The organism is Undibacterium sp. RTI2.2, from assembly GCF_035018705.1.
GTDB lineage: Bacteria > Pseudomonadota > Gammaproteobacteria > Burkholderiales > Burkholderiaceae_D > Undibacterium.
Genome location: NZ_JASJXN010000023.1, coordinates 1 through 21863, shown reverse-complemented (window position 1 = coordinate 21863; position 21863 = coordinate 1). Strand labels below are relative to the sequence as shown.

Sequence of the window (21863 nt, the reverse complement as noted above, 5' to 3'; positions counted from 1 at the left end):
GTAATTTTGCAACCACTACACCAAAAGGATTTAACGTGATTGGCCGTCGGGGATGAATACATACCCTAAGCCCCAAACTGTTTGTATATACAGAGGATTTGAAGGATCCGGCTCAATTAATTTTCTAAGGCGTGAGATCTGGACGTCTAGACTGCGATCAAAGACTTCGTATTCACGGCCACGTGCCAATTCCATTAATTTTTCGCGTGAGAGAGGTTGTCTTGCATGCCGCGCAAACACTTTAAGTACTGAAAATTCACCAGTAGTTAAGCTGATATTTTCGTGATCTTTTTTCAGTGTTCGAGTAGCCAGGTCGAGTATAAAATCACCGAACTCGAATGTTTGAGGCCCCTCCGATGGAGCGCCAGGCAATTCAGTCGGAACTTTTCGGCGCAAAACAGCATTAATACGTGCGACTAATTCACGTGGGCTGAAAGGTTTAGGTAAATAATCATCCGCTCCCATTTCCAAACCAATAATACGATCAACCTCTTCCCCTTTTGCCGTTAACATTATGATTGGCGTTTGATCTCCTGCCCCTCGAAGACGACGACAAATCGCAAGTCCATCTTCTCCTGGTAACATTAAATCTAACACTAATAAGTCATAGCGCTCGCGTATCCAAAGCTTATTCATTGCTTGAGCATTCTCGGCACTGACAACATTAAAGCCTTGTTCTGTGAGGTAGCGGCGCAACAAATCTCTCAAGCGCACGTCATCATCCACAACTAAGATTTTAGCTTTGCTAATGTTTGGACTGTCCATAGAGGAATTTATATTATTCATAGCGTTATGTTACCGCTAGAAATAAAATTGATTAGCTTTTTTTGTGAGCCATTACAAACTGTTACACACTTTACTGATTTGCTGCGTGGTTTGAATATAACAAGGCATAGACTGAAACTAAGCTATGAAATATAGTAAGTGATAGAAAATAAATAGGCTATGTTTATTTGTTTGATAAGTAAAAAAATATTGTTATATTAAATCGTCCTCATTTTTTGAATACTAAATAAATATGCTGTACTCAAGATACTCCTTTGTTTTTGCACTTGCGATATTTGCCTCATGCGAGGTAGGTGCCGACCCTGGGCATGCCAAAGTGGGTTTTCTTGGATTTGGCAAGTCTCAAAATAATAAATCATCAGAACACAAAGACGTTCAAGCACAGCGTCAAGAAGAGAAAAAAGCCAACAAAGAAGTTAGCATTGACGCTGCAATGGACGATGTTAACGCAGATAAAAAAAATTCAGGCCGTGCTGACGGTAAATCGGGCGCAATTCAAAAACGCAGCCGCCTTACAGCAGACGAGCGCCGTGCTTTAAGGCGGCAAATTCAAGATGCAGGACAAGAAATTTATATCCCTGCAAAGTAAATTATTTTTTCTTGCTACCGACGATTCTGTTTCATGATTTTCTGCTGTTCTCTCTGCCAGTCACGATCCTTTTCTGTGTCTCTCTTATCATGCTGCTTTTTACCCTTAGCTAAACCGATCTGACATTTAATTCTTCCATTGGTATAGTGCATGTTAAGAGGAACTAATGTGTAGCCAGCTCGCTCCACTTTTCCGATCAACTTCTTAATTTCTTCCGCATTTAATAATAGTTTGCGAGTGCGTACAGAATCTGGATGGATGTGAGTTGAGGCTGTTGGCAAGGCGCCAATGTGCGCGCCGAATAGAAAAATCTCTCCACCCTTGACGATTACATATGCTTCTTTTAGTTGGACGCGTCCAGCTCGGATGGACTTGACCTCCCAGCCTTGTAATACAACGCCAGCCTCGAATTGTTCTTCCACAAAATAATCGTGGAAAGCTTTTTTGTTATCAGCAATACTCATGCAGTATAAAAATTAGTTTTATATTCACTTTCTTCATGTTTTGATGCAAACAACGTGCATTTTTTCATTTGAAAAGGGAATGAGTCGGTTAAAATTTCAGATACGAAAATATGATTTTAGCAAATGGGTCTGATCAATGGCAGTCGTACATAAAACGGTTTTTGTTACCTACAGCGCAGCACAAATGTTTGCATTAGTTGAGCGTGTAGAGGATTATCCTCAATTTTTGCCTTGGTGCGGTGATGTGAGCGTCGCACAAAGAACCGAGCAAGATTTAGTCGCTTCATTATCCATCAATTACCATGGTATCAAGCAAAGATTTACTACCAAAAATACTAACACTCCGCCGAATTTGATGGAGATGACCTTGGTTGATGGCCCGTTTAAGCAATTGCTTGGCCGGTGGAAATTTAGTGAATTGCGAGAGGATGCATGCAAAATAGACTTCGATTTAAACTATGAATTTTCTAGCACGATACTAGAACATTTGATTGGTCCTGTGTTTAGTAAAATCGCGAATAGCTTCGTCGATTCTTTTTGCGCTCGTGCCGAGAAGCTGTATGGGTGACTCCAACATGATCGTTGTGCAAGTTTGCTACTGCGACCAAAAAGAAATAACGCTACTCAATATTTGTGTTTCAGAAGAATCCACTTTATTAGATGCATTTAAAAAAAGTCGAATCTGTGAGCTGCGTCAGGATGTTAATCTAGCTAAGTGCAAAATTGGAATCTTTGGTAAGTTGAAATCAGAAAATACGATTTTGCGTGCTGGTGACCGAGTTGAAATTTATCGGCCATTACTGGCTGACCCAATGGAGGCTCGCCGCCGAAGGGCAAAAAAATATTCAACATAAATTATTTGCAATCAGCAATCGCTCGTTTGACGTCCGCCGACTCTTTAGCTCTTTGGGCGTCGTCCATATAATTTCTTTCACCGTTTTTATCTGTCGTCGCTATTCTTGCTCCTGAGTCCAATGTCTGTTGGTAAGATTTGGCTCGTTCGCAGTTTTTTCCCCTGTCAGCTTTGTTTTGAGTTTCTTCTGCAGCTTTTTTTTCTGCTTCTGCTTGCTCTGTCCGCCTTTTCTGAAAATCTTCGTTTTTGGTCGCAGTAGTCACCGGTTTTTCGAGTTTTTTTGGAGTATTGCTTTTATCTGTATTTTCTGAAGCGCCAGTTGCTACTGATTTATCTTCCGCAGTTTTAAATGGTGTTTTTAAAATCCGACTTTTCGGTGTGTTGATTGGCGGCGGCATATCAGAAAATTGTTTGCTACCTTTTTCGTCCAGCCATATATATTGAGCATATGCAGACACATGTACCGTAGCAGAAGTTAAGGCAATCAATGCGCTTCCAATGATGAAGGTTTGATATTTAGACATATTCAGCTTTCAGGTTTTATAAACAATTGTAATTATAAATATTACTTAGACTATCATTTACAAGAGTTTTACACTTGGCAAGACGAGTCTGCAAGTTTTCTGTATAATTCGGTTTTGCGCCTATAGGAAATACTATGCGTTTACTCCAAAAAGCACTCACTTTTGATGACGTGCTACTCGTTCCAGCATACTCGGACATCCTCCCTAAAGATACATCCCTTACGACGTTTCTAACGCGTAACATCAAACTTAATATTCCTTTGGTATCGGCTGCAATGGATACCGTTACTGAAGCTAGATTGGCGATTGCTATGGCACAGGAAGGTGGTATTGGTATTGTTCATAAAAATCTTACTGCAAAAGAGCAGGCAAGAGAAGTTGCTAAGGTTAAGCGGTTTGAGTCTGGTGTATTGCGTGATCCAATTACGATTCCGCCGACTATGAAAATCCGTGATGTCATTGCGCTCTCCCAGCAGCATGGCATCAGTGGTTTTCCAGTAGTTGAAGGTAAGGCAGTTGTTGGAATTATCACAAATCGTGACTTGCGTTTTGAGGAAGAACTTGATGCAGAAGTCCGCGCCAAGATGACACCACGCGACAAACTTGTTTTTGTCAAAGAGGGCGCTGATCTCGCCGAGGCTAAGCGTTTAATGAACAAGCATAGGCTTGAGCGTGTTTTAGTTGTTGATGATCAATTCGAATTACGTGGATTGATTACAGTCAAGGATATTCAAAAATCGACCGAGCATCCATTTGCATCGAAAGACGAACATGGCAAGCTGCGCGTCGGTGCTGCCGTTGGTGTTGGTGCTGATAATGATGAACGTATCGATTTACTTGCTAAAGCAGGGGTCGATGTTATTGTTGTTGATACTGCACACGGTCACTCTAAAGGTGTTCTCGATCGGGTTCGCTGGGTAAAAACAAATTATCCGCATATCGAAGTCATTGGTGGCAATATCGCCACAGCCGCCGCAGCGTTAGCGCTAGTTGAACACGGTGCGGATGCTGTGAAAGTTGGTATTGGCCCAGGGTCTATTTGTACTACGAGGATTGTTGCTGGCGTTGGTGTGCCGCAAATCACCGCGATCGCGAATGTCGCGAATGCACTTAAAGGTACTGGAGTGCCATGTATCGCCGATGGTGGCGTGCGTTTTTCTGGTGACGTCTCTAAGGCCTTAGCCGCAGGTGCATCAACTGTGATGATGGGAAGCATGTTTGCCGGTACTGAAGAAGCGCCTGGCGAAGTTATTTTGTTCCAGGGCCGTAGTTATAAATCCTACCGCGGCATGGGAAGTCTGGGAGCAATGGCAGACGGTTCCGCGGATCGTTATTTCCAAGATGCTTCTAACAACGCCGATAAACTGGTTCCTGAAGGAATTGAAGGACGCGTAGCCTATAAAGGTAGCGTTTTAGCTATTTTGTACCAATTGGTTGGTGGTGTGCGCTCGTCCATGGGCTATTGTGGTTGTGCTTCTATCGAAGACTTGCATACCAAAGCAGAGTTTGTTGAAATTACTTCGGCTGGTATGAAAGAGTCACATGTTCACGATGTCCAGATCACGAAAGAGGCTCCAAACTACCGGGCTGATTGATTAAGACATATCGGTTGACGGCCCGCTTGGCTTAGTTTGTATAAAAATAGAAGGAGAGACATGGCAACACAGCTAGAACGTTCTAGCCTGACGACATCAATTCAAATGAACGTGGGCAGTAGCGGCCTTCCTTCTGAGACATTTGAAGTCAAGATCGCAAGGTTTGAACGCGTCGCATTAAGACTGTTTAATGTGTCAAATTGCCTTATTAATTTGGGTGATTTTTCTACCAGATTTGATCCCAATGAACGCTCTATGGCGTCATTTGAAGCCATGTTTTGCCAGAGTCTTCCGCTAGCCAGTGATTTGTTAGTCGCAGGAGATGCGGCAAATCATCCTGTTTTATCGACGCATGAGTTGGTATTGGGCGCGCCGTATATCCGTTTTTATGTGGCTTACCCGATTACTGATCAGACCAATAATGTTATTGGCAATATTGTATTGATCGACTACCAGGCACGTGAATTCGATGATGAATCTCGCCTCTTGCTTGCTGATTTAGCTGTTTTGATTGAGCGTGAAATAGCATTTGGCGTCATGCATCAGGCTCAGCTGGAATTGATCAAACAAAATCGCAGTCTCAAGCGCGACTCATTAATTGATCCGGTTTTAGGTACCTGGAATAAAGCCGCGATTGTTCGCTCGCTCAAAATTGAGATGGAGCGATGTAGCAAGGCTGAAAAGCCACTGTCATTGATTTTTTCTACTCTCGATCAGATACTCAGCATCAGAGATAAGCACGGGATAGCTTTCAGCGATATAGCGATGATCCGGGTTGTTAGTCGTATTCGCTCATGTGTTCGTCCATTTGATGCATTGGGTCGGTTTGGCAACGATATTTTTTTGATTGTCTTGCCCGGCGCCTCGCATTTGGTTGCAACTGCTGTTGCTGAGCGTATCAGAATATCAGTGATGTCACACCCGGACACTATAGAGCAAGAGTTAGTCAGTTTGACCGTCAGCGCTGGCATCGTTTCGACTGATATGTTTCCTGCCGCAGAACCAGAGGTTTTAATTAGCCTCGCAGAAAAAGCGCTTCTATCAGCTAAGCAAGCAGGCAGCAATCATGTAGCGCAAGCGACAATTGATCAGCCAGATATCATCATTTAATCTGGATATTGAGCTAATTTATTTACTAAGCTTTCAGACCGAATTTAATTGCCGAATTACCAATCGAATTACTAATCAGATTTTACATCCAACGCCATGCATTCCAAAATTCTCATTCTTGACTTCGGTTCACAAGTCACCCAATTAATCGCTCGTCGTGTCCGCGATGCTGGCGTATTTTCTGAAGTACATCCTTACGATGTTAGCGACGAATTTATTCGTAACTACGGTGCTGCCGGTATTATTTTATCTGGCGGCCCGAGTAGCGTGACCGAAGGCGATACTCCACGCGCACCAGCGGCTGTGTATGACGCTGGTGTACCCGTCTTGGGAATTTGTTATGGCATGCAAACCATGGCCGAGCAATTAGGCGGCAAGGTAGAAACCGGTAAAGTCCGTGAGTTTGGCTATGCAGAGGTAAGAGCCCGCAGCCATACCGCTTTGCTTAAGGATATCCACGACTTCGTCACGTCAGAAGGTCATGGCATGCTCAAAGTCTGGATGAGCCACGGCGATAAAGTGAATGAAATGCCGTCCGGTTTTAAACTAATGGCTTCAACAGACAATTGCCCGATTGCAGCAATGGCAGACGAAGATCGCCGGTTTTATGCGGTGCAATTTCATCCCGAAGTTACTCATACTCTGCAAGGCGAGGCGATTATTGCCCGCTTTGTACACGATATTTGTGGCTGTACATCGGATTGGAATATGCCCGATTATATCGCCGAAGCAGTCGCGTCTATTCGTGCACAAGTTGGTAGCGATGAAGTCATTCTGGGTTTATCTGGAGGCGTCGACAGCAGCGTGGCTGCTGCATTGATCCATCGCGCAATCGGTGATCAATTAACTTGCGTATTTGTCGACCATGGATTGTTACGTCTGGATGAAGGCAAAATGGTCATGGAAATGTTTGCCAATAATCTCGGTGTCAAAGTGATTCATGTCGATGCAACTGCCCAGTTTATGGGACATTTGACTGGTGTTACTGATCCAGAGGCCAAGCGTAAAATCATTGGCCGTGAGTTTGTTGAAGTGTTCCAGGTAGAATCCGCCAAGCTCGAAAACGCAAAATGGCTGGCGCAAGGGACGATTTATCCCGATGTGATTGAAAGTGCAGGCAAGGGCAAAAAAGGTTCGCACACGATCAAGAGTCATCACAATGTAGGTGGCTTGCCAGATACGCTGAATTTGAAATTGCTTGAGCCTTTGCGTGAATTGTTCAAAGATGAGGTTCGTAAACTCGGTGTAGCACTTGGTTTGCCTCATGGTATGGTATATCGTCATCCTTTCCCGGGTCCCGGTTTGGGCGTCAGAATTTTGGGCGAAGTGAAAAAAGAATTCGCCGATTTACTGCGTCGTGCTGATGCGATTTTTATTGAGGAATTGCGTAACACTCAAGTTGAAGGTTTGGCCGCGGACAAAGCCATGTCCTGGTATGACGCGACCAGTCAGGCATTTGCCGTATTTTTGCCGGTCAAGTCAGTCGGCGTGATGGGCGATGGCCGTACGTATGAATATGTAGTCGCTTTGCGCGCAGTTCAAACTCAAGATTTTATGACAGCGCATTGGGCACATTTGCCGCATGAGTTGTTAGGTCAAGTATCTAACCGTATTATTAACGAAGTACGTGGCATCAACCGCGTTGTTTATGATATCTCCGGTAAACCACCAGCCACGATCGAGTGGGAATGATTTTAGGTCTTTCGGCAGCTTTCGCGGACTATCGGAAAAGTAACTTAACTTATTGATTTATATAGGTTTATATCGCGAAAGCTATCGGCATCTATTGACGACAAGCGAAACTTTTTGTCGGTAATCCTGACGGTAATGAAAGCTAGGCAAGTCATCTAAAAATATTTACCGTCTGACTGTTTTCGGCGCTGACGGTAAAAAATAAGAGAAAAGGCTAGTATTCATGCGGGTTTCAGAGCATTCTGTGTCTTTTGAGCCGTTGACGGTAAAATTGCCGTTCTCAGGAGGACACCATGCTGACCGATACCGCACTGAAGAATCTCAAACCCAAGGATGCGCCCTACAAGGTGACGGACAGGGATGGCATGTATGTGACGGTCTCGACGGCGGGTACCGTCACGTTCCGTTATGACTACCGGATCAATAGCAGGCGCGAAACGCTGACGATTGGCCGTTATGGGCCAGGCGGTCTGTCGCTGGCCCGTGCACGCGAAAAGTGCATCGACGCGAAGCGGGCAGTTTCGTAAGGACAGTCCCCGGCGCAGGAAAAGCAGCGAGAGAAGAGGCGCCTTTCGGACGCCAAAACCTTCCAGGAATTTACCGACGAGTGGTACGAGGGTGCGCGGATGGCCGACAGCACGCGGTCGATGCGCAAGAGCATCCTTGACCGGGATATCCTGCCTGTGTTCAAGAGCCGCTTGCTGAGCGAGATCAGTCCTGATGACCTGCGCGATCTGTGCGACAAGGTGAAGGGGAGGGGAGCGCCAGCAACGGCAATCCACGTTCGCGACATCATCAAGCAAATCTACGGTTTTGCCATCTTGCACGGCGAGAAGGTGGCCAACCCTGCTGACGACGTTGGACCATCGTCGATCGCCACTTTCGTGGCACGGGATCGAGCGCTGTCGCCGTCCGAGATACGCATCATGCTCAAGCAGTTGGAGTACGTCGCTTCGTACCCGACCATCAAACTGGGTCTGCGGCTGATCTTGCTCACGCTGGTGCGCAAAGGCGAACTGATCCACGCGACGTGGGATGAGATCGACTTCGAGAATGCACTGTGGACTATCCCAAAAGCCCGCATGAAGGCCGGCAAGGCCCACAACATCTATCTGTCCCAGCAGGCGCTCGACATCATGATCGCACTGCGCACCTGCGCCGGTGGTTCAAGATACCTGTTGCCTTCGCGCTATGACGGCGACAAGTGTATGTCGAACGCCACGCTGAACCGTGTCGGGCAGATAGTCGTGGAGCGGTCGAAAGCGAAGGGTCTGCCAATCGAAAATTTCACTGTGCATGACCTGCGCCGCACCGGTTCAACCATCCTCAACGAGCTGGGATTCAACAGTGACTGGATCGAGAAGTGTCTTGCCCACGAAGATGGCCGTTCATCACGCGGCATCTACAACAAGGCTGAATACGCCGAGCAGCGCCGCCACATGCTGCAAGAGTGGGCCGATATGGTTGACGCCTGGGTGGCCGGCGAATCGCACACCCCGACGTTGCTGCCCCCGTCGATGAAGATCATCACGACACAGGCGTTGCTTTGACGGGGCGGTGCTTGCGCTGACGCACGTCCGGCGAGGGGGCTCGTTTTATCTGCGCGCTGTCGGAAGCTTGGCGACGCGCATCAAGCCATGCCTCTACCTCCGTCAAATCCCACACCACGCAGCGTGCGGTTAGATTGAACCTGCGCGGAAATTCACCGCGCCGTTCCATGTCGTAGATCGTGGTGTCGGCCAGAGGCACGATTTGTCGCAACTCGGGACGGCGGATCGTGCGTCGGAACGGCAAGATATTTGGCGCGATCAGTCGTGGTAGCGGCATGCCGTGCAGGTCGTTTGCATCAGAGTCGTTGTTCGACCTCGCGGCCTGCAAACTTCGATCTGCTTTGTTCATGATCTTCTCCATCAGCAGGGCAGTTGCTGCGTGCATTGCAACGGCCGATATAAATACGGTCCTGTGATGGTGATCTTTCCGGCATCTATTGAAAACTCGCTCAGGCGTGCATGAGCGTATTCCGATTGCGCTCACGCGGTGTGGTTGTGCATCACTTCGCCTTGCTCTTCTTGAAGCCGCGATCCCGCGCCATGAACGCTTCGAGCATGTGCGGGATCAGCGTCGTGGCATCAATCGGCTCGCCGTAGGTCTGAGCATGTTGCGCGGCGTAGCGTTCCAAATCGGTCTTCAACGCGGTGGTGAGCGCAATGGTGATTTTGACTGTCTCGGTCTTGGTCGGCAGCGGCCCCAGCCGCAGCTTGCTGGTGGATATGCTCATTGCGACGATCCCCTCTGGAAGAACAGCGGTTGATATGGCCGCAGGATCAGATCCTTGTTCACCATGACCCGCATCGGAAAGCCGGGCCGGATAGTGAGCGTCGGCTGGATGCTCACATTGCGTTTGGTGATCTCCTGACCGACCTGGTTCACTGTGTCCTGCCCGCTCTGGCGCGTGGCAATGATGATTTTGCTATCGCTGCCGGTGCGATCAGGCGCAGCCAGTTCGGCACCGACTCCGAGCAGCGTGGACAACGCAGCGCCAGCGAGGATGCGATCCCAATGCCAATCGACGCCATCTTCCAGTCCGGCATAACCCGCCGGGTCGATGCCGGGCAGGCGGTCGAGCGAAATGGATGAGGTATCGGGCAAGATCAACCGCGTCCAAACGAGCAACACGCGCCGCTGGCCGAACGACACCTGGCTGTCGTAGCGGCCGATCAAGCGCGAGCCTTGCGGAATCAGCAGGAAGCGACCCGTGGCCGTGTCGTAGACCGCCTCGGTGACATTGGCGATGACCTGTCCCGGCAGGTCGGAATTGATGCCCGTTACCAGTGCTGCCGGAATGATGGTGCCCGCCATCACCTGGTAGGGAGAGGCTGGCAGTTGCAAGCTGGCCGGATTGCGGGTCGCGGTGTCGCCGCCAGTGGCGACAAACGCCTGCTTCTGATCCTGCCGGTTTTGCACCGCCGTCGGGTCGGTCGGTTGCGCCGATGCGGCCGCAGGCGCCATCGGATTGAATGGCTGGTTGGCAGATACCGACTCGGGCATGGCCGTAGCCGCAGTGGGCGACGGTGCTGCCTTGACCGCACCGCTGCGAAAGAAAACCCCCGAATGTGCCGCGTCTTCGGCATCACCCGGCTGCGCAGAGCGCCCAGCCTGCGCGGGCGCTCCCGCATTACGCTGCGCCACTATGGCCGGACCCAAGTCGCCCGGCAATGGCTCGCCCAAAACGGGCACCGGTTTGGCAGCCACCGGCACCTTGGAATAATCCTTGGGCAACTGGTCGAGGTTCTCGGCATGCGAGACACGGTCCACGTTGTACAGCTCGGCGGCCGCGTTGCGCTCGCGCTTGTGCGATTGCAGCGACCACAGTGTGCCGCCCAATACGACCGCACCCAGCGTTCCCGCAAGGACGGCCAGCATGCGCCGGTTCAGTCGCGTGACCGGGCGCGGCGAAGCGCGCAGAGCCATGGTGTCCGGGTCGGCCTTATTCGACCCAGTTGGTGGTGGCGTGGCGGGCGTGCTCATGCTCAATGCCTCCGTGCCGTGTTGCCCACACCATCGGTGCGCTCAATGCGAACAACGGCGGCCTTGTCAGCGCCCAGTCGCAACTCGGCCGCACCGAACAATCGATCCACCACGTAAAACGGCGAGCGGAAGCGGTAGTTCACGAGCTGGCCATCCCCCTGCGCTCCGATCACGAACAGCGGCGGCAACTCGCCTTGCGCGATGCCGGCGGGGAACTGGATGTAGACCCGCTCGCCGTCGTCGAAGGCGCGCAGCGGCTTCCACGGTGGGCTGTCGCCGGAAATCGCGTAGCGGAACTTGATCTGCTCCAGCGACAAACCGGAGTCCACCGGCGCAGCCGTCTGAGCCTGTTGCGCTTGCTTTTGCAAGGCCAGCAGGCGGTCCTTCGGGTAGTCCCACGATGCGGAGGCCATCCACGCCTGCGGCGTCGAAGACAGTTCAAGCAGGTAGGTGCGGCGATTGGTGGTGATGACCAGGTTCGTCTTCAACCCGACGCGCGTTGGTTTCACAAGGATGTTAACACGCAGGCTGGCGCCCGCACCGCTGGCCGTGTCGCCGACGATCCAGCGCACGGTGTCACCGGCCGAGACCGTCACCAGTTCTTCGCCCTGCTGCAAGGCGATGACGGTGACGCGGCCCGGACTTGTGTAGACCTGATATAGCGCGCCGTCCGCATAAGGCCAGACCTGGATGGCGTTGATGTAACCTTCGCGGCTGGGGGCCACGCGCGCTTCGGCATTGGCGCGCGCCACGCGAGTTTTCTCATCGGGCGATTCGGTTGCCGGTTTGTCCTCGGGTGCGTTGCGCAAGGACTTCAACTGCTCGGGCAGCGGCAGCGGTTTCGGCACCTCGACTACCTCGATGGGTTTGGGTGGCTCAGGCAACGCGTGCGCCGCCACAGATTCATCCAGCGTGATTTCAGGTGGCGGCTGTCCATACGTGGCGCAGCCGGCGACGGTTGCCAAGGTGGCACTCAGGATCAACGGCAAAGCGACAATGCGGATTTGTGTTTTCATGGTTTCTTCACTCCTTCAGTTGCGTCGAGTTCACGGCTCCAGGACAGGCCGTTGACATAGATTCCCAGCGGGTTCTTGCGCAGTCGCTCTTCGGTGCGCGGCGGCTGCAACACCACGGATAGCATGACGGTCCAGCGCTCGGTGCCCGAAGGCGAACCGTTCGCATAGTTGCGTTCGATCCAGCGCACCTGGAACGAGGATTCGCTGGCGCGAACCACACTGGTGATCTCCACCGCCGTCGAGGTCTGGCCGATGCGCGCGAATGGATCGTTGGTGCGTGCGTAGTCGTTCAGCGTGGCCGCACCCTTGTCTGTCGTGTAGTCGTAGGCTTCGAGCCAGTTTTGGCGGACGACGATCGGATCGATCGACAGCGAACGCACGTCGGTGACGAAGCGCGCCAGGTGGTAGGCGATCTGCGCGTCGTTCGGCTTGTACGGCGTGGCCGCTTCGCCGACCGCACGCACCTGGCCACCGGCGGCCACCTCCACCACATACGGTGTGACGATGGATTGCGCTGAGCGCCACACCAGACCGCCCGCCATCAGCAATGCCAGCGACAGACAGCCGAAGGCCATCAGCCGCCAGTTCTTTGCCTGTACGCGGGCACTGCCGATACGCTGATCCCAGACCTGCGCAGCGGCTTGGTAGGGGGTGACAGGCTCGGGCGTTTCCGAGTAGCGCACCTGGGGTCGTTTGAATAGCATGAATTTTTCTCCTCAAGGGTTAGCGTCAAGTGCTGGATTCATCGCGCAGGCTCGGGCTGGCGCCGCTGCCACCATGGTCGCCCGAGCGCAACGTGTGCGCCGCCGTCGAGACCGCACTGCTTGCCTGCTGTTTGCGCCGCATTTGTTTGGCCCAAGCGGGCTCGCCCGCAGGGGGCTTGGCGTCAGTAGATTCGGCTAATTCGGGTGCACCGCCTGCCGCCGCAGGCGCAGCAGCCTCCGCGACGAAATTCGCTACACGGTCCTTGACCGCTTTCGCACCCGCTGCGACACGCTGGCCGACAGCACCGGCACCGCTCTTGGCCACATTGGCGAGGCCAGCGCCAGCGGCGCGAACGCCGCTACCGCCCGATGCCGCAGCACCGGCCTGGTAAGCGGACTTCGCACCGCTTGCCATAGAGCTGGTTGCACGCCCGGCCGAAGCGGCGCTGCCGATGGCCGCGCGCGCGGCACCCGGCGCCATGCGTGCACCTGCCGCCAACGCTGCGCCACCTGATGCGATAGCGGCACCACCAGCCACTGCCAAACCAGCGACACCCAGCGCCGTTCCGGCAGCAGCACCAGCGCCGAGCTGCGGTGCGCCGGACACCAGTCCGGTCGCAATCCCAGGCCCGAAGATCCCCAGTCCCAGCATCGCCAGCGAGGCCAGCATGATGGTCAGCGCCAGGTCGATGGATGGTTCGGTGCCGGGCGGCACCTGAAACTGCGCAAACAGTCCTGTACCGATGCCCACGATCACGGCCAGCACCAGCACCTTGATGCCCGACGACACCACGTTGCCCAATACGCGCTCGGCCAGAAATGCCGTCTTGTTCCACAGCGCAAACGGCACCAGCACGAATCCCGCGAGTGTGGTCAGCTTGAATTCGATCAGCGTGACGAAGAGCTGCACCGCCAACACGAAGAAGCTGATGATCACTACCAGCCAGGCGAGGAACAACACCGAGATGACATCAAGGTGCGCGAACACTTCCGGGAAGCCGGTCATGCTGGTGATCTGCACCATGATGGGCCGCGCTGCATCGACGCCGACCTTGGCCAGTAGGCCCGGCCGCAGAAACTGCGCTTGCGTCAGGGTGGAACCCGACGCCACCAGCCCGAGCCCGGCAAAGGAGCGAAACAGAATGCCCGCCAGATTGTTGAAATTGCCGATGATGAAAGCGAAGGCGCCGACGTACAGCGTTTTCTTGATCAGCTTGCCGATGACTTCTTCGCCGCCCATGGCCCAGAACAGCCCGGCCAGCGTCATGTCGATCACCACCAGCGTGGCGGTGAGAAACGCCACCTCACCATGCAGCAACCCGAAACCCGAGTCGATGTAGCGCGAGAAGACATCGAGGAAGTGGTCGATGACCGACAAGTCGTTCATGGCTCAGTCCTTCGGTGCGGAACGTGGCGTAGCCGGTGACGCAGGTGTAGGTGTGTATGGCGTGCCGCTGCCCATGAAGCGCCGGCGCGTGGCCTCGGCGGCCATGTTGCATAGCGCATCGCCGACCTTGGCGTGGTCGGCTATGCACTGGGCGCGGACATCTTTCAGTCGTTCGGGATTGGCCATCAGCGATTCGACTGACTCGGTGGGTGCCGGCTTGCCGCACGCGGCCAGTAGCAGGGTGCAGGCGGTAACGGTGACAAGGGTCTTCATGGTCGAGTCCTCATTGGTTGTAGTAGTTGACTGGGGCGGGCGTGTAGGGCGTGCCGTCGCCCTGGAAGCGCCGACTCACCTCGCGGGCACGTTCCTGCACCGCGACCTGCCGGGCCTGCTCCAGCGCGGTGGCCCGGTCCTGCGTGATCTGGAGCTGTTGTGCCTGGATGGCTTGACGGGATTGCAGCGCCAGCAATTGGTTCGTCGCCTGCGTGGCCTGCAGCGCGCCAACGGCGGACTGGCTGCGGTTCACGAGGTCGGTCAAGGTCTGCTCGTCGGATGCGAAGTTCTGTACTGCTTGCGATTGCACCTTGGTCGCGGTGCGCAGCGCCTCCAACGAATTGCGCCAGCGCGTGCGGGCGTCGGTTGACATCTGGCTACCCGACGTGGAGGCGGAATAGGCATTGGGATAGAGCCGCGCGAACTCGGTTTCCATCTGCGACAGGTTGAAGGCAAGCCCCTGCGCCTGTTGCAGGAGCTGGTTCGTCGCGGACAGTGCTGCACGTAGCTGATTAAGTGCGCTGAAGTCCAGACTGGTCAGATTCTTGGCGTCGTTCATCAGCATCTGCGCCTCGTTCTGAAGCTGCTTGATCTGGTTGTTGATCTGCTCCAACGCTCGGGCGGCCGTCATGATGTTCTGCACGAGGTTGGTCGGATCGATCACGACCCACTGCGCCTGCGCAGCAGGCATGGTGCCGACCAGAACGGCGACGGCGATGGCAAGCAAGGTTTTCTTCATGGCTGTTTCTCCTGGGGTGTGAAGGGGCGCGATGGGTAAGAGGGGATCAGGTCTGCGGCCCAGTCGAGGCCGCGATGGCGCAGCCAGGCGGCTGCGAAGTCCGCAGGTGGAACTGAGGCGGAAACGGTGTCGATAGCGCGTTGGTCTTCGGGTTTCGCTGCACCGGCAAATGCCAGCGCCACCGGCCCAAGTCCCAGATCGAAGACCCGGTTGCCGAGCCTCGACTGGTAGTAGTAATCGCGCTTGGGCTGGGCGGTGGCCACGATATTGATCTGCCGCGCATTGAGGCCGAAGCCTTCGTAGATTGAGCGAATCTGCGGTTCGGTCGCCTGCGGATTGGGCAAGAAGATACGGTTCACGCAGCTCTCGATGATGGCTGGCGCAATACTGGAATCTTTGATGTCCGCCAGAGATTGCGTGGCGAAGATTACCGACACGTTCTTTTTGCGCAGCGTTTTGAGCCACTGGCGAATGCGCGCGGCGAATACCGGGTCATCGAGGAACAGCCATGCCTCATCCAGGATCAACAGTGTTGGGGCACCATCCAGGCGCTCCTCGAAGCGCGCGAACAGGTAGCGCAGCACGGCCAGCGCAGCCGCCTTGCTGTGCATCAGTTCTTCCATCTCAAAGCATTGCACGTCGGCGAAACCGAGCCGGTCGTGGTCGGCATCGAGCAGCTTGCCGTGCGCACCGCCCAGTACATAGGGTTGCAAGGCTTGTCGCAACGCGTTCGATTGCAGCAGAACAGACAGGCCGGTCATTGTGCGCTGATCAAGCGGCGCGCTGGCGAGACTGTTCAGCGCGGACCACACAGCGTCCTTCACGTCTGGCCCAACCACCACGCCTTCGTGAATCAAACGTCCTTCGACCCACTCGGCCGCCCAGGCGCGGTAGCTGTCCTGGTCGATGCGGGCCAGCGGCTGGAAGGCGATAGCGCCATCTGCGCCCAAGTCGTAGTGCTCGCCACCGAGCCCGAGCACGGTGGCGCGAATCGAACGCCCCATGTCGAACGCGAAAATGCGTGATCCGGCATAGCGGCGGAACTGCATCGCCAAAGTGGCCAGCAGTACCGACTTGCCCATGCCGATGGGGCCAACCACCAGCGTGTTGCCCACGTCGCCGATGTGCGTGACCAGCCGGAACGGCGTCGCACCATCGGTGCGGGTCACGATCAGCGGCGGGCCGTCAAGATGCGCATTGCGCTCTTGACCGGCCCACACTGCCGACACCGGCAGCATGTGGGCCAGATTTAAAGTCGAGACAATGGGCTGGCGCACGTTGGCGTAGGCGTGCCCCGGAATCGACGACAGCCAGGCATCAACCGCGTTCAAGGTTTCGGGGATCGTCACGAAGCCGCGCCCCTGGATAGTCCGCTCCACTGCGCGCAACTTTTCGTCGGCGGCCGTCGCATCGGTATCGAATACCGTCACGGTGGCGGTGACGTAGCCGAATGACACCTGGTCACTGCCCAGTTCCTGCAATGCGGCATCGGCATCCGCTGCCTTGTTCGAGGCATCGGAATCCACCAGCGGGCTTTCCTGTTGAAAGATGGTTTCGCGCAGCAGCGCGACGATGTTTTTGCGCTTGGAGAACCACTGACGGCGCAGCCGTGTCAGTTCCTTCTCCGCCTCGGCCTTGTCCATGCACAGGAAGCGGGTGCTCCAACGGTAGGCAAAGCCCAGGCGGTTGAGGTCATCAAGCAGGCCGGGCCAGGTCGAGGTCGGGAAACCGCGCACCGACGCCACGCGCAGGTGCTGGTTCCCGAGCATCGGTGCCAGCCCACCCGTCAGCGGCTCATCGGCCAGCAGCGCATCCAGGTGCATCGGTACTTCGGGCACGGCCACCGAATGGCGGCGCGTGGACACGCAGGCATGCAGGTAGGTCAAGGTCTGGCCATCGTCGAGCCAGGCAATCTCCGGCATCACCCCTTCGAGCAAACCGAAGAAGCGTTCGGTCTCGGACACGAAGCCCTCCAGCCGTTCGCGCCAGTCCACGCCTTCGACCTTGCTGTTCTCATACAGCAGCTTGGCGGCGCGAGCCGTTGATTCCTCTGGCGGCAGGTAGAGCAGCGTCAGGTGGTATGTGCTCTCGAAGTGGCTATCGGCTTCCTCAAAAACGGCGCGGCGCTCTTCATCGACCAGCCACGACAGCGGCTCGGGAAATACCGACTGCGGGTAGTCGGCCGCTTCGCGCCGTTCGGCCTCCACGAAAAGCGCCCAGCCCGAACCGAACCGGCGCAGCGCGTTGTTCAATCGCGCCGCCGTGGCGATCAGTTCGCCCTGTGTCGCGCTGTCCAGGTCCGGCCCGCGAAACCGCGCCGTGCGCTGGAACGAGCCGTCCTTATTGAGTACGACACCCGGCGCGACCAGCCCGGCCCAGGGCAACCAGTCTGACAACAGCGCGGGGCGTGTGCGGTATTCGGCAAGATGCATCATGGCGTGTTCTCCGTGGGGCTCATACGTCTAACAACATGCGGTGCTTGATGTGTCGCGCGAACACCGCCATGAATTGCGCGTCCATTCGCGCGCCCCACACCGCCAACGAGTGCCCGACGATCCACAGTGCAAGACCGGGGAGCCAGAGTTGCAACCCGAGACCGACCGCAGCCGCGAGCGTGCCGTTGGCAATCGCCACCGTGCGCGGCGCGCCGCCCAACAAAATCGGTTCGGTCAATGAACGATGCAGCGGCACTTCAAAGCCGGGTGCGTCAGCAGGCAGCGTGTTCATGCGATCACCGCTCCACCGGCAAAGCTGAAGAAGGTCAGGAAGAACGAGGACGCGGCAAACGCGATTGACAGGCCGAAGACGATCTGCACCAGCTTGCGAAAGCCGCCGCTGGTGTCGCCGAACGCCAGCGTCAGGCCGGTGGTAATGATGATGATCACCGCGATGATGCGGGCCACCGGCCCCTGGATGGACTCCAGCACCGATTGCAGCGGTGCCTCCCACGGCATGTTCGAGCCCGCCGCGTGCGCAGGCAGCGCCACGCACAGCAACAGCGCCGCCATGACGATGATCTGCATACCAACTTGAAGGCGGGCGTTGTGCAGAAGCGGATTTACGGAAGTGTTTGAAGTGTTTGAAATGTGCAAAGGTGTCATGACAGTTCTCCGGGTGTTGATAAAAGTGAAGGGAAAGAAGGCATCAGCTCCGTGCTGAGTTGGTAGCCGTGGCTGTCGAAGCCGGTGACGCGGGCGATTTCCTGCACGCGGCGCGCATTGCCGCGACCGGCGATATAGACGATGACGTTCACGGCCTCGGCGATCAGGGCGCGTGGTGCGGTCACGGCGACTTCAAGAATCAGTTGTTCCAGCCGCAGCAACGCACCCGCTGCGGAACCGGCATGGACGGTTGCGATGCCGCCCGGATGGCCGGTGCCCCAAGCCTTGAGCAGGTCGAGCGCTTCGGCGCCGCGCACCTCGCCCACGACGATGCGGTCCGGCCGCAGCCGCAGGGTCGAGCGCACCAGCTCGGCCATGGTCACGACGCCCGCGCGAGTGCGCAGCGGGACATGGTCGAGTGCCGTGCATTGCAGTTCCACCGTGTCTTCGAGCACAATCACGCGGTCGCCGGTGTCGGCGATCTCGGCGAGCAGGGCATTGGCCAGCGTGGTCTTGCCGGTGCTGGTGCCACCCGCAATCAGGATGTTCTGGCGTTCGCGCACGGCGCTCCGCAGGAAGGCCGCCTGCGCCTCGGTCAGGATGCCGTCGGCCACATAGGTGTCGAGCCGGATCAGGTTGACTGCGCGCTTGCGTAGCGCGAAGACCGGCCCCGGTGTCACGGGCGGTAACGCGCCCTCGAAACGCTCGCCCGTTTCGGGCAGTTCGGCGGATAACAGCGGCTTGCCCGCATGCACTTCGGCGCGCACATGGGCGGCGACCAGTCGGATGATGCGTTCGCCGTCGGCGGGCGTGAGGCTGACTCCCAGCGGTTCGCGCCCGCTGCTCAGTCGATCGATCCACAACGAACCGTCGGGGTTGAGCATGACTTCCACCACGTCGGGGTCGTTCAAGGCCTTGGCGATGTCCGGCCCCATCGCCGTGCGCAGCATGCGCACGCGACGTTCCAATGCCAGCGAGGCCGACAAGCCCTGATCGCGCGGCGGGTTGCTCATGACGGTGCTCCCGCAGCTTCGTCGGCAGGCGCTGCGGCGTGAGCGTTTTCTTGCTGGCCGAAGAACTGGCTGGGGTCGGGCTGGATTTCCTCCACCACGTCCTTGACCAGGCTGCGCCCGCGCAGCAAATGCCGACCGAGTTGTTCGACAAACTGCTCGAAGCGTGCGCGCCCCTGAGCGCGGGCCGCTTCCTGATGCGCTTCCGGCACCGGCGTGCTGACGGTCAGGAAGTAGCGCACATAAAGCGCCAGCGTCTCGATCAGGATGTTCTGATCCCGCTCCAGCTTGTCGAGCTGGCGGGATAGTCGATCCAATCGCTTGGCGATGGCGGCTTCGCGCTGGTCGCCGGAGTCGGGCGACAGGAACGAGGCCAGCGCGGCGGCGATGATGGAGGACTTGGACAAGCCCTTCATGGTCGCCAGCTCGTCGAGCCGCTTGGCGTGCTCGTGTTCGATGAAAAGGTTCAGGCGTGTGCGGCTCATAGGGATATCCCGTCATCAGGGTCAAGTGCGGCTAGCCGCGCCGTGCGTAGCAGGCGTGGATCGAGCTGGGTGGGCAGCGACAAATCGTCGTCATCGAACAGGCCCAGGTCGTCCATTGCGTGTTCTGGTTCCGGCGTGAATACGACTTCGGACAGTTCCGGCTGCTGCTGGTGGCCGCCGTCGTCGATGGCCCCGCCGTGTGCGGGGATGACCAAGCCGGAAGTCGGTGCGGCGGGGGCGGGTATAGCCAGCCCGGTCCAATCGTCTGGCCGCAATGGCGGTGCGTCGGCGTAGTGCCCGAGTTGCAATGGCGGCGGCGGCTGCATGCGCGTCTTGAAATTCGCATCCAGGTAGTAGCGAATTTTTTGCGCCCTGATCGGTGGATGACCGGACACCATCACCACCTCGTCGTCGGGCGGCAGTTGCATGACCTCGCCGGGTGTGAGTAGCGGTCGTGCCGTCTCTTGCCGCGATACCATCAAGTGACCGAGCCACGGGGCCAGGCGATGGCCCGCGTAGTTGCGCTGCGCGCGCAATTCGGTTGCGGTGCCCAATGCTTCGGAAATGCGTTTGGCCGTTCGTTCGTCATTGGTGGCGAACGCGATGCGCACATGGCAGTTATCGAGGATCGAATGGTTTTGGCCGTAGGCCTTGTCTATCTGATTCAAGGACTGCGCGATCAGGAAGGCGCGCAGTCCGTAGCCCGCCATGAAGGCCAGGGCGGACTCGAAGAAGTCGAGCCGACCCAGTGCCGGAAACTCGTCGAGCATCAGCAGCAACTTGTGGCGGCGGGCGATGCCGTCCGAACCGTCGAGCGACTCGGTCAGGCGTCGCCCGATCTGGTTGAGGATCAGGCGGATCAAGGGCTTGGTGCGGCTGATGTCCGAGGGCGGCACCACCAAATACAGCGACACCGGGTGATCGGCATCAATCAAGTCGGCGATGCGCCAGTCGCAGCGCGACGTGACTTCGGCCACAGTGGGATCGCGGTACAGGCCCAAGAAACTCATCGCGGTGGACAGCACACCGGATCGTTCGTTTTCGCTCTTGTTCATCACCTCGCGCGCCGCTGATGCGACAACCGGGTGCGTTGTTTCGCCCAGGTGCCGTGTCGTCATCATCCGGTGCAGCGTCACCTCGAACGGGCAGGCCGGATCGGACAGTAAATTGGCGACGCCACGCAGCGTTTTGTCTTCGTTGGCGTAGAGCACATGCAGGATCGCGCCGACCAGCAGTGCATGCGAAGTTTTTTCCCAATGGTTGCGCCGCTCCAGCGCGCCTTCGGGATCGACCAGGATGTCGGCGATGTTCTGCACGTCGCGCACTTCGTGCATGCCGCGCCGCACTTCGAGCAGCGGGTTGTAGGCGGCCGAGCGTGCATCGGTCGGGTTGAACAGCAGGCAGTGCGAGAAGCGCGAGCGCCAGCCGGCCGTCAAAGTCCAGTTTTCGCCCTTGATGTCGTGGATGACGGCGGAGCCGGGCCACGAAAGCAGTGTCGGCACCACCAGGCCGACACCCTTGCCGGAGCGGGTGGGCGCGAAGGCCATCACATGCTCGGGACCTTCGTGGCGCAGGTAGTCGCCATCTTTGCGGCCCAGGAAAACGCCGGCAGGGCCGGTCAGCCCGGAACTGCGGATTTCAGCGGGCAGCGCCCAGCGTGCCGAACCGTAGGTCGTGACCAGCTTGGATTGTCGTGCGCGCCACACCGACATGGTGACGGCCACCATGGCACCGGCTAAGCCGCTGCACGCGGCGATTGCACCGCCGCGCAGGAAGATGTTGGGTGCATAGGCGTCGAAGAAGTACCACCACTCGAACAGCCGCCACGGGTGATAGATCGGCGTGCCAAACAGGTCGAACCATGGCGCGCCGAGGCGCATCTGATATCCCAGTGCTGCCGCCGTCCACTGGGTGGCACTCCATAGCCCCAGCTGTCAAACAGCGTGCAATACTTACCAGATTAGGGGTGGAAACAGCGTCCAAAAGTTTCCACCCTAGTGTGTCACC

General features: G+C 56.2%; 23 protein-coding genes and 1 pseudogene. 7 read left to right on the top strand and 17 right to left on the bottom strand.

Annotated elements, in window-relative coordinates; genetic code table 11:
* Nucleotides 1-30: 30 nt before the first annotated feature.
* A complete protein-coding gene (ompR, locus tag QN395_RS13590) occupies nucleotides 31-786 on the bottom strand; it encodes a two-component system response regulator OmpR (protein WP_323492389.1) in 756 nt (251 codons plus the stop codon).
* Nucleotides 787-1102: 316 nt separating this feature from the next.
* Here ompR and QN395_RS13585 point away from each other — a divergent pair, with 316 nt between their 5' ends.
* A complete protein-coding gene (locus tag QN395_RS13585) occupies nucleotides 1103-1375 on the top strand; it encodes a hypothetical protein (RefSeq protein ID WP_322118355.1) in 273 nt (90 codons plus the stop codon).
* Between the two features lie 14 nt (nucleotides 1376-1389).
* Here QN395_RS13585 and smpB read toward each other — a convergent pair whose 3' ends face one another.
* The gene (gene smpB, locus QN395_RS13580; RefSeq protein ID WP_322118356.1) at nucleotides 1390-1839 is read right to left on the bottom strand and encodes an SsrA-binding protein SmpB; all 450 of its coding nucleotides are present in this window, start codon (nucleotides 1837-1839) and stop codon (nucleotides 1390-1392) included.
* 136 nt (nucleotides 1840-1975) lie between these two features.
* Here smpB and QN395_RS13575 point away from each other — a divergent pair, with 136 nt between their 5' ends.
* Together QN395_RS13575 and QN395_RS13570 are read left to right on the top strand one after the other, a co-directional pair.
* A complete protein-coding gene (locus tag QN395_RS13575; protein ID WP_322118357.1) occupies nucleotides 1976-2407 on the top strand; it encodes a type II toxin-antitoxin system RatA family toxin in 432 nt (143 codons plus the stop codon).
* Complete coding sequence (locus QN395_RS13570) at nucleotides 2400-2693, top strand: RnfH family protein (RefSeq protein WP_322118358.1); 294 nt, start codon at nucleotides 2400-2402, stop codon at nucleotides 2691-2693. The genes QN395_RS13575 and QN395_RS13570 overlap by 8 nt, the downstream gene beginning before the upstream one ends.
* A gap of 1 nt (nucleotide 2694) precedes the next feature.
* Here the strand turns inward: QN395_RS13570 and QN395_RS13565 are convergent, their stop codons facing one another.
* Nucleotides 2695-3216, bottom strand: a complete 522-nt coding sequence (locus QN395_RS13565) for a DUF4124 domain-containing protein (RefSeq protein WP_322118359.1) — start codon at nucleotides 3214-3216, stop codon at nucleotides 2695-2697.
* Nucleotides 3217-3350: 134 nt separating this feature from the next.
* On the opposite strand from QN395_RS13565, the gene guaB reads away from it, so the two are divergent.
* The 4 genes and pseudogenes from guaB (at nucleotide 3351) to QN395_RS13545 (ending at nucleotide 9163) form a co-directional block, all read left to right on the top strand.
* On the top strand, nucleotides 3351-4811 hold the full coding sequence (gene guaB / locus QN395_RS13560; protein ID WP_322118360.1) for an IMP dehydrogenase: 1461 nt from the start codon (nucleotides 3351-3353) through the stop codon (nucleotides 4809-4811).
* Between the two features lie 60 nt (nucleotides 4812-4871).
* On the top strand, nucleotides 4872-5921 hold the full coding sequence (locus QN395_RS13555) for a diguanylate cyclase (RefSeq protein ID WP_322118361.1): 1050 nt from the start codon (nucleotides 4872-4874) through the stop codon (nucleotides 5919-5921).
* A 96-nt stretch (nucleotides 5922-6017) separates the two neighbouring features.
* Nucleotides 6018-7613 carry a glutamine-hydrolyzing GMP synthase gene (gene guaA, locus QN395_RS13550; RefSeq protein ID WP_322118362.1) on the top strand — a complete coding sequence of 532 codons (1596 nt, stop codon included), beginning with the start codon at nucleotides 6018-6020 and terminating at the stop codon, nucleotides 7611-7613.
* A gap of 293 nt (nucleotides 7614-7906) precedes the next feature.
* Nucleotides 7907-9163 (top strand): annotated as a pseudogene (locus QN395_RS13545) (tyrosine-type recombinase/integrase).
* Here the strand turns inward: QN395_RS13545 and QN395_RS13540 are convergent.
* The 14 genes from QN395_RS13540 to QN395_RS13475 form a co-directional block, all read right to left on the bottom strand.
* Entirely contained in the window at nucleotides 9141-9512 is a 372-nt protein-coding gene (locus QN395_RS13540; RefSeq protein WP_322118364.1) for a helix-turn-helix transcriptional regulator, read from the bottom strand. The pseudogene QN395_RS13545 and the gene QN395_RS13540 sit on opposite strands and share 23 nt — an antisense overlap.
* A 151-nt stretch (nucleotides 9513-9663) precedes the next feature.
* Nucleotides 9664-9891 carry a DUF2274 domain-containing protein gene (locus QN395_RS13535; protein ID WP_323492760.1) on the bottom strand — a complete coding sequence of 76 codons (228 nt, stop codon included), beginning with the start codon at nucleotides 9889-9891 and terminating at the stop codon, nucleotides 9664-9666.
* On the bottom strand, nucleotides 9888-11141 hold the full coding sequence (locus QN395_RS13530; protein WP_323492759.1) for a TrbI/VirB10 family protein: 1254 nt from the start codon (nucleotides 11139-11141) through the stop codon (nucleotides 9888-9890). The genes QN395_RS13535 and QN395_RS13530 overlap by 4 nt, the downstream gene beginning before the upstream one ends.
* A gap of 2 nt (nucleotides 11142-11143) precedes the next feature.
* Nucleotides 11144-12157, bottom strand: coding sequence for a P-type conjugative transfer protein TrbG (gene trbG, locus QN395_RS13525; protein ID WP_323492758.1), 1014 nt, complete (start codon nucleotides 12155-12157; stop codon nucleotides 11144-11146).
* Nucleotides 12154-12861, bottom strand: coding sequence for a conjugal transfer protein TrbF (gene trbF, locus QN395_RS13520; protein WP_323492757.1), 708 nt, complete (start codon nucleotides 12859-12861; stop codon nucleotides 12154-12156). The genes trbG and trbF overlap by 4 nt, the downstream gene beginning before the upstream one ends.
* Before the next feature lie 25 nt (nucleotides 12862-12886).
* On the bottom strand, nucleotides 12887-14248 hold the full coding sequence (gene trbL / locus QN395_RS13515) for a P-type conjugative transfer protein TrbL (RefSeq protein WP_323492756.1): 1362 nt from the start codon (nucleotides 14246-14248) through the stop codon (nucleotides 12887-12889).
* Nucleotides 14249-14251: 3 nt separating this feature from the next.
* Nucleotides 14252-14521: an EexN family lipoprotein gene (locus tag QN395_RS13510; RefSeq protein ID WP_323492755.1), complete on the bottom strand. Its 270-nt coding sequence runs from the start codon at nucleotides 14519-14521 to the stop codon at nucleotides 14252-14254.
* A 10-nt stretch (nucleotides 14522-14531) separates the two neighbouring features.
* Nucleotides 14532-15260 carry a P-type conjugative transfer protein TrbJ gene (trbJ, locus tag QN395_RS13505; RefSeq protein ID WP_323492754.1) on the bottom strand — a complete coding sequence of 243 codons (729 nt, stop codon included), beginning with the start codon at nucleotides 15258-15260 and terminating at the stop codon, nucleotides 14532-14534.
* Nucleotides 15257-17695, bottom strand: coding sequence for a conjugal transfer protein TrbE (gene trbE, locus QN395_RS13500; protein ID WP_323492753.1), 2439 nt, complete (start codon nucleotides 17693-17695; stop codon nucleotides 15257-15259). The genes trbJ and trbE overlap by 4 nt, the downstream gene beginning before the upstream one ends.
* A 19-nt stretch (nucleotides 17696-17714) precedes the next feature.
* Nucleotides 17715-17987 carry a VirB3 family type IV secretion system protein gene (locus QN395_RS13495; RefSeq protein WP_323492752.1) on the bottom strand — a complete coding sequence of 91 codons (273 nt, stop codon included), beginning with the start codon at nucleotides 17985-17987 and terminating at the stop codon, nucleotides 17715-17717.
* Nucleotides 17984-18361 (bottom strand): TrbC/VirB2 family protein, encoded by a 378-nt coding sequence (locus QN395_RS13490; RefSeq protein ID WP_322125596.1) that lies wholly within the window; start codon nucleotides 18359-18361, stop codon nucleotides 17984-17986. The genes QN395_RS13495 and QN395_RS13490 overlap by 4 nt, the downstream gene beginning before the upstream one ends.
* Nucleotides 18358-19374 (bottom strand): P-type conjugative transfer ATPase TrbB, encoded by a 1017-nt coding sequence (gene trbB / locus QN395_RS13485; protein WP_323492751.1) that lies wholly within the window; start codon nucleotides 19372-19374, stop codon nucleotides 18358-18360. The genes QN395_RS13490 and trbB overlap by 4 nt, the downstream gene beginning before the upstream one ends.
* Nucleotides 19371-19856 (bottom strand): CopG family transcriptional regulator, encoded by a 486-nt coding sequence (locus QN395_RS13480; protein WP_323492750.1) that lies wholly within the window; start codon nucleotides 19854-19856, stop codon nucleotides 19371-19373. The genes trbB and QN395_RS13480 overlap by 4 nt, the downstream gene beginning before the upstream one ends.
* Nucleotides 19853-21787 carry a conjugal transfer protein TraG gene (locus QN395_RS13475; protein WP_323492762.1) on the bottom strand — a complete coding sequence of 645 codons (1935 nt, stop codon included), beginning with the start codon at nucleotides 21785-21787 and terminating at the stop codon, nucleotides 19853-19855. Before QN395_RS13475 ends, QN395_RS13480 begins: the two co-directional genes overlap by 4 nt.
* Nucleotides 21788-21863 lie beyond the last annotated feature (76 nt).

Coding starts and splice junctions, on each gene's coding strand:
- QN395_RS13495 (WP_323492752.1), bottom strand. CDS start 17,987: ATGAACACGCTGCCTGCTGACGCACCCGGCTTTGAAGTGCCGCTGCAT.
- trbG (WP_323492758.1), bottom strand. CDS start 12,157: ATGAAAACACAAATCCGCATTGTCGCTTTGCCGTTGATCCTGAGTGCC.
- QN395_RS13535 (WP_323492760.1), bottom strand. CDS start 9,891: ATGAGCATATCCACCAGCAAGCTGCGGCTGGGGCCGCTGCCGACCAAG.
- QN395_RS13565 (WP_322118359.1), bottom strand. CDS start 3,216: ATGTCTAAATATCAAACCTTCATCATTGGAAGCGCATTGATTGCCTTA.
- QN395_RS13575 (WP_322118357.1), top strand. CDS start 1,976: ATGGCAGTCGTACATAAAACGGTTTTTGTTACCTACAGCGCAGCACAA.
- QN395_RS13540 (WP_322118364.1), bottom strand. CDS start 9,512: ATGAACAAAGCAGATCGAAGTTTGCAGGCCGCGAGGTCGAACAACGAC.
- guaA (WP_322118362.1), top strand. CDS start 6,018: ATGCATTCCAAAATTCTCATTCTTGACTTCGGTTCACAAGTCACCCAA.
- trbF (WP_323492757.1), bottom strand. CDS start 12,861: ATGCTATTCAAACGACCCCAGGTGCGCTACTCGGAAACGCCCGAGCCT.
- trbB (WP_323492751.1), bottom strand. CDS start 19,374: ATGAGCAACCCGCCGCGCGATCAGGGCTTGTCGGCCTCGCTGGCATTG.
- QN395_RS13510 (WP_323492755.1), bottom strand. CDS start 14,521: ATGAAGACCCTTGTCACCGTTACCGCCTGCACCCTGCTACTGGCCGCG.
- QN395_RS13480 (WP_323492750.1), bottom strand. CDS start 19,856: ATGAGCCGCACACGCCTGAACCTTTTCATCGAACACGAGCACGCCAAG.
- QN395_RS13490 (WP_322125596.1), bottom strand. CDS start 18,361: ATGACACCTTTGCACATTTCAAACACTTCAAACACTTCCGTAAATCCG.
- ompR (WP_323492389.1), bottom strand. CDS start 786: ATGAATAATATAAATTCCTCTATGGACAGTCCAAACATTAGCAAAGCT.
- QN395_RS13570 (WP_322118358.1), top strand. CDS start 2,400: ATGGGTGACTCCAACATGATCGTTGTGCAAGTTTGCTACTGCGACCAA.
- QN395_RS13555 (WP_322118361.1), top strand. CDS start 4,872: ATGGCAACACAGCTAGAACGTTCTAGCCTGACGACATCAATTCAAATG.
- QN395_RS13530 (WP_323492759.1), bottom strand. CDS start 11,141: ATGAGCACGCCCGCCACGCCACCACCAACTGGGTCGAATAAGGCCGAC.
- guaB (WP_322118360.1), top strand. CDS start 3,351: ATGCGTTTACTCCAAAAAGCACTCACTTTTGATGACGTGCTACTCGTT.
- smpB (WP_322118356.1), bottom strand. CDS start 1,839: ATGAGTATTGCTGATAACAAAAAAGCTTTCCACGATTATTTTGTGGAA.
- trbE (WP_323492753.1), bottom strand. CDS start 17,695: ATGATGCATCTTGCCGAATACCGCACACGCCCCGCGCTGTTGTCAGAC.
- trbL (WP_323492756.1), bottom strand. CDS start 14,248: ATGAACGACTTGTCGGTCATCGACCACTTCCTCGATGTCTTCTCGCGC.
- trbJ (WP_323492754.1), bottom strand. CDS start 15,260: ATGAAGAAAACCTTGCTTGCCATCGCCGTCGCCGTTCTGGTCGGCACC.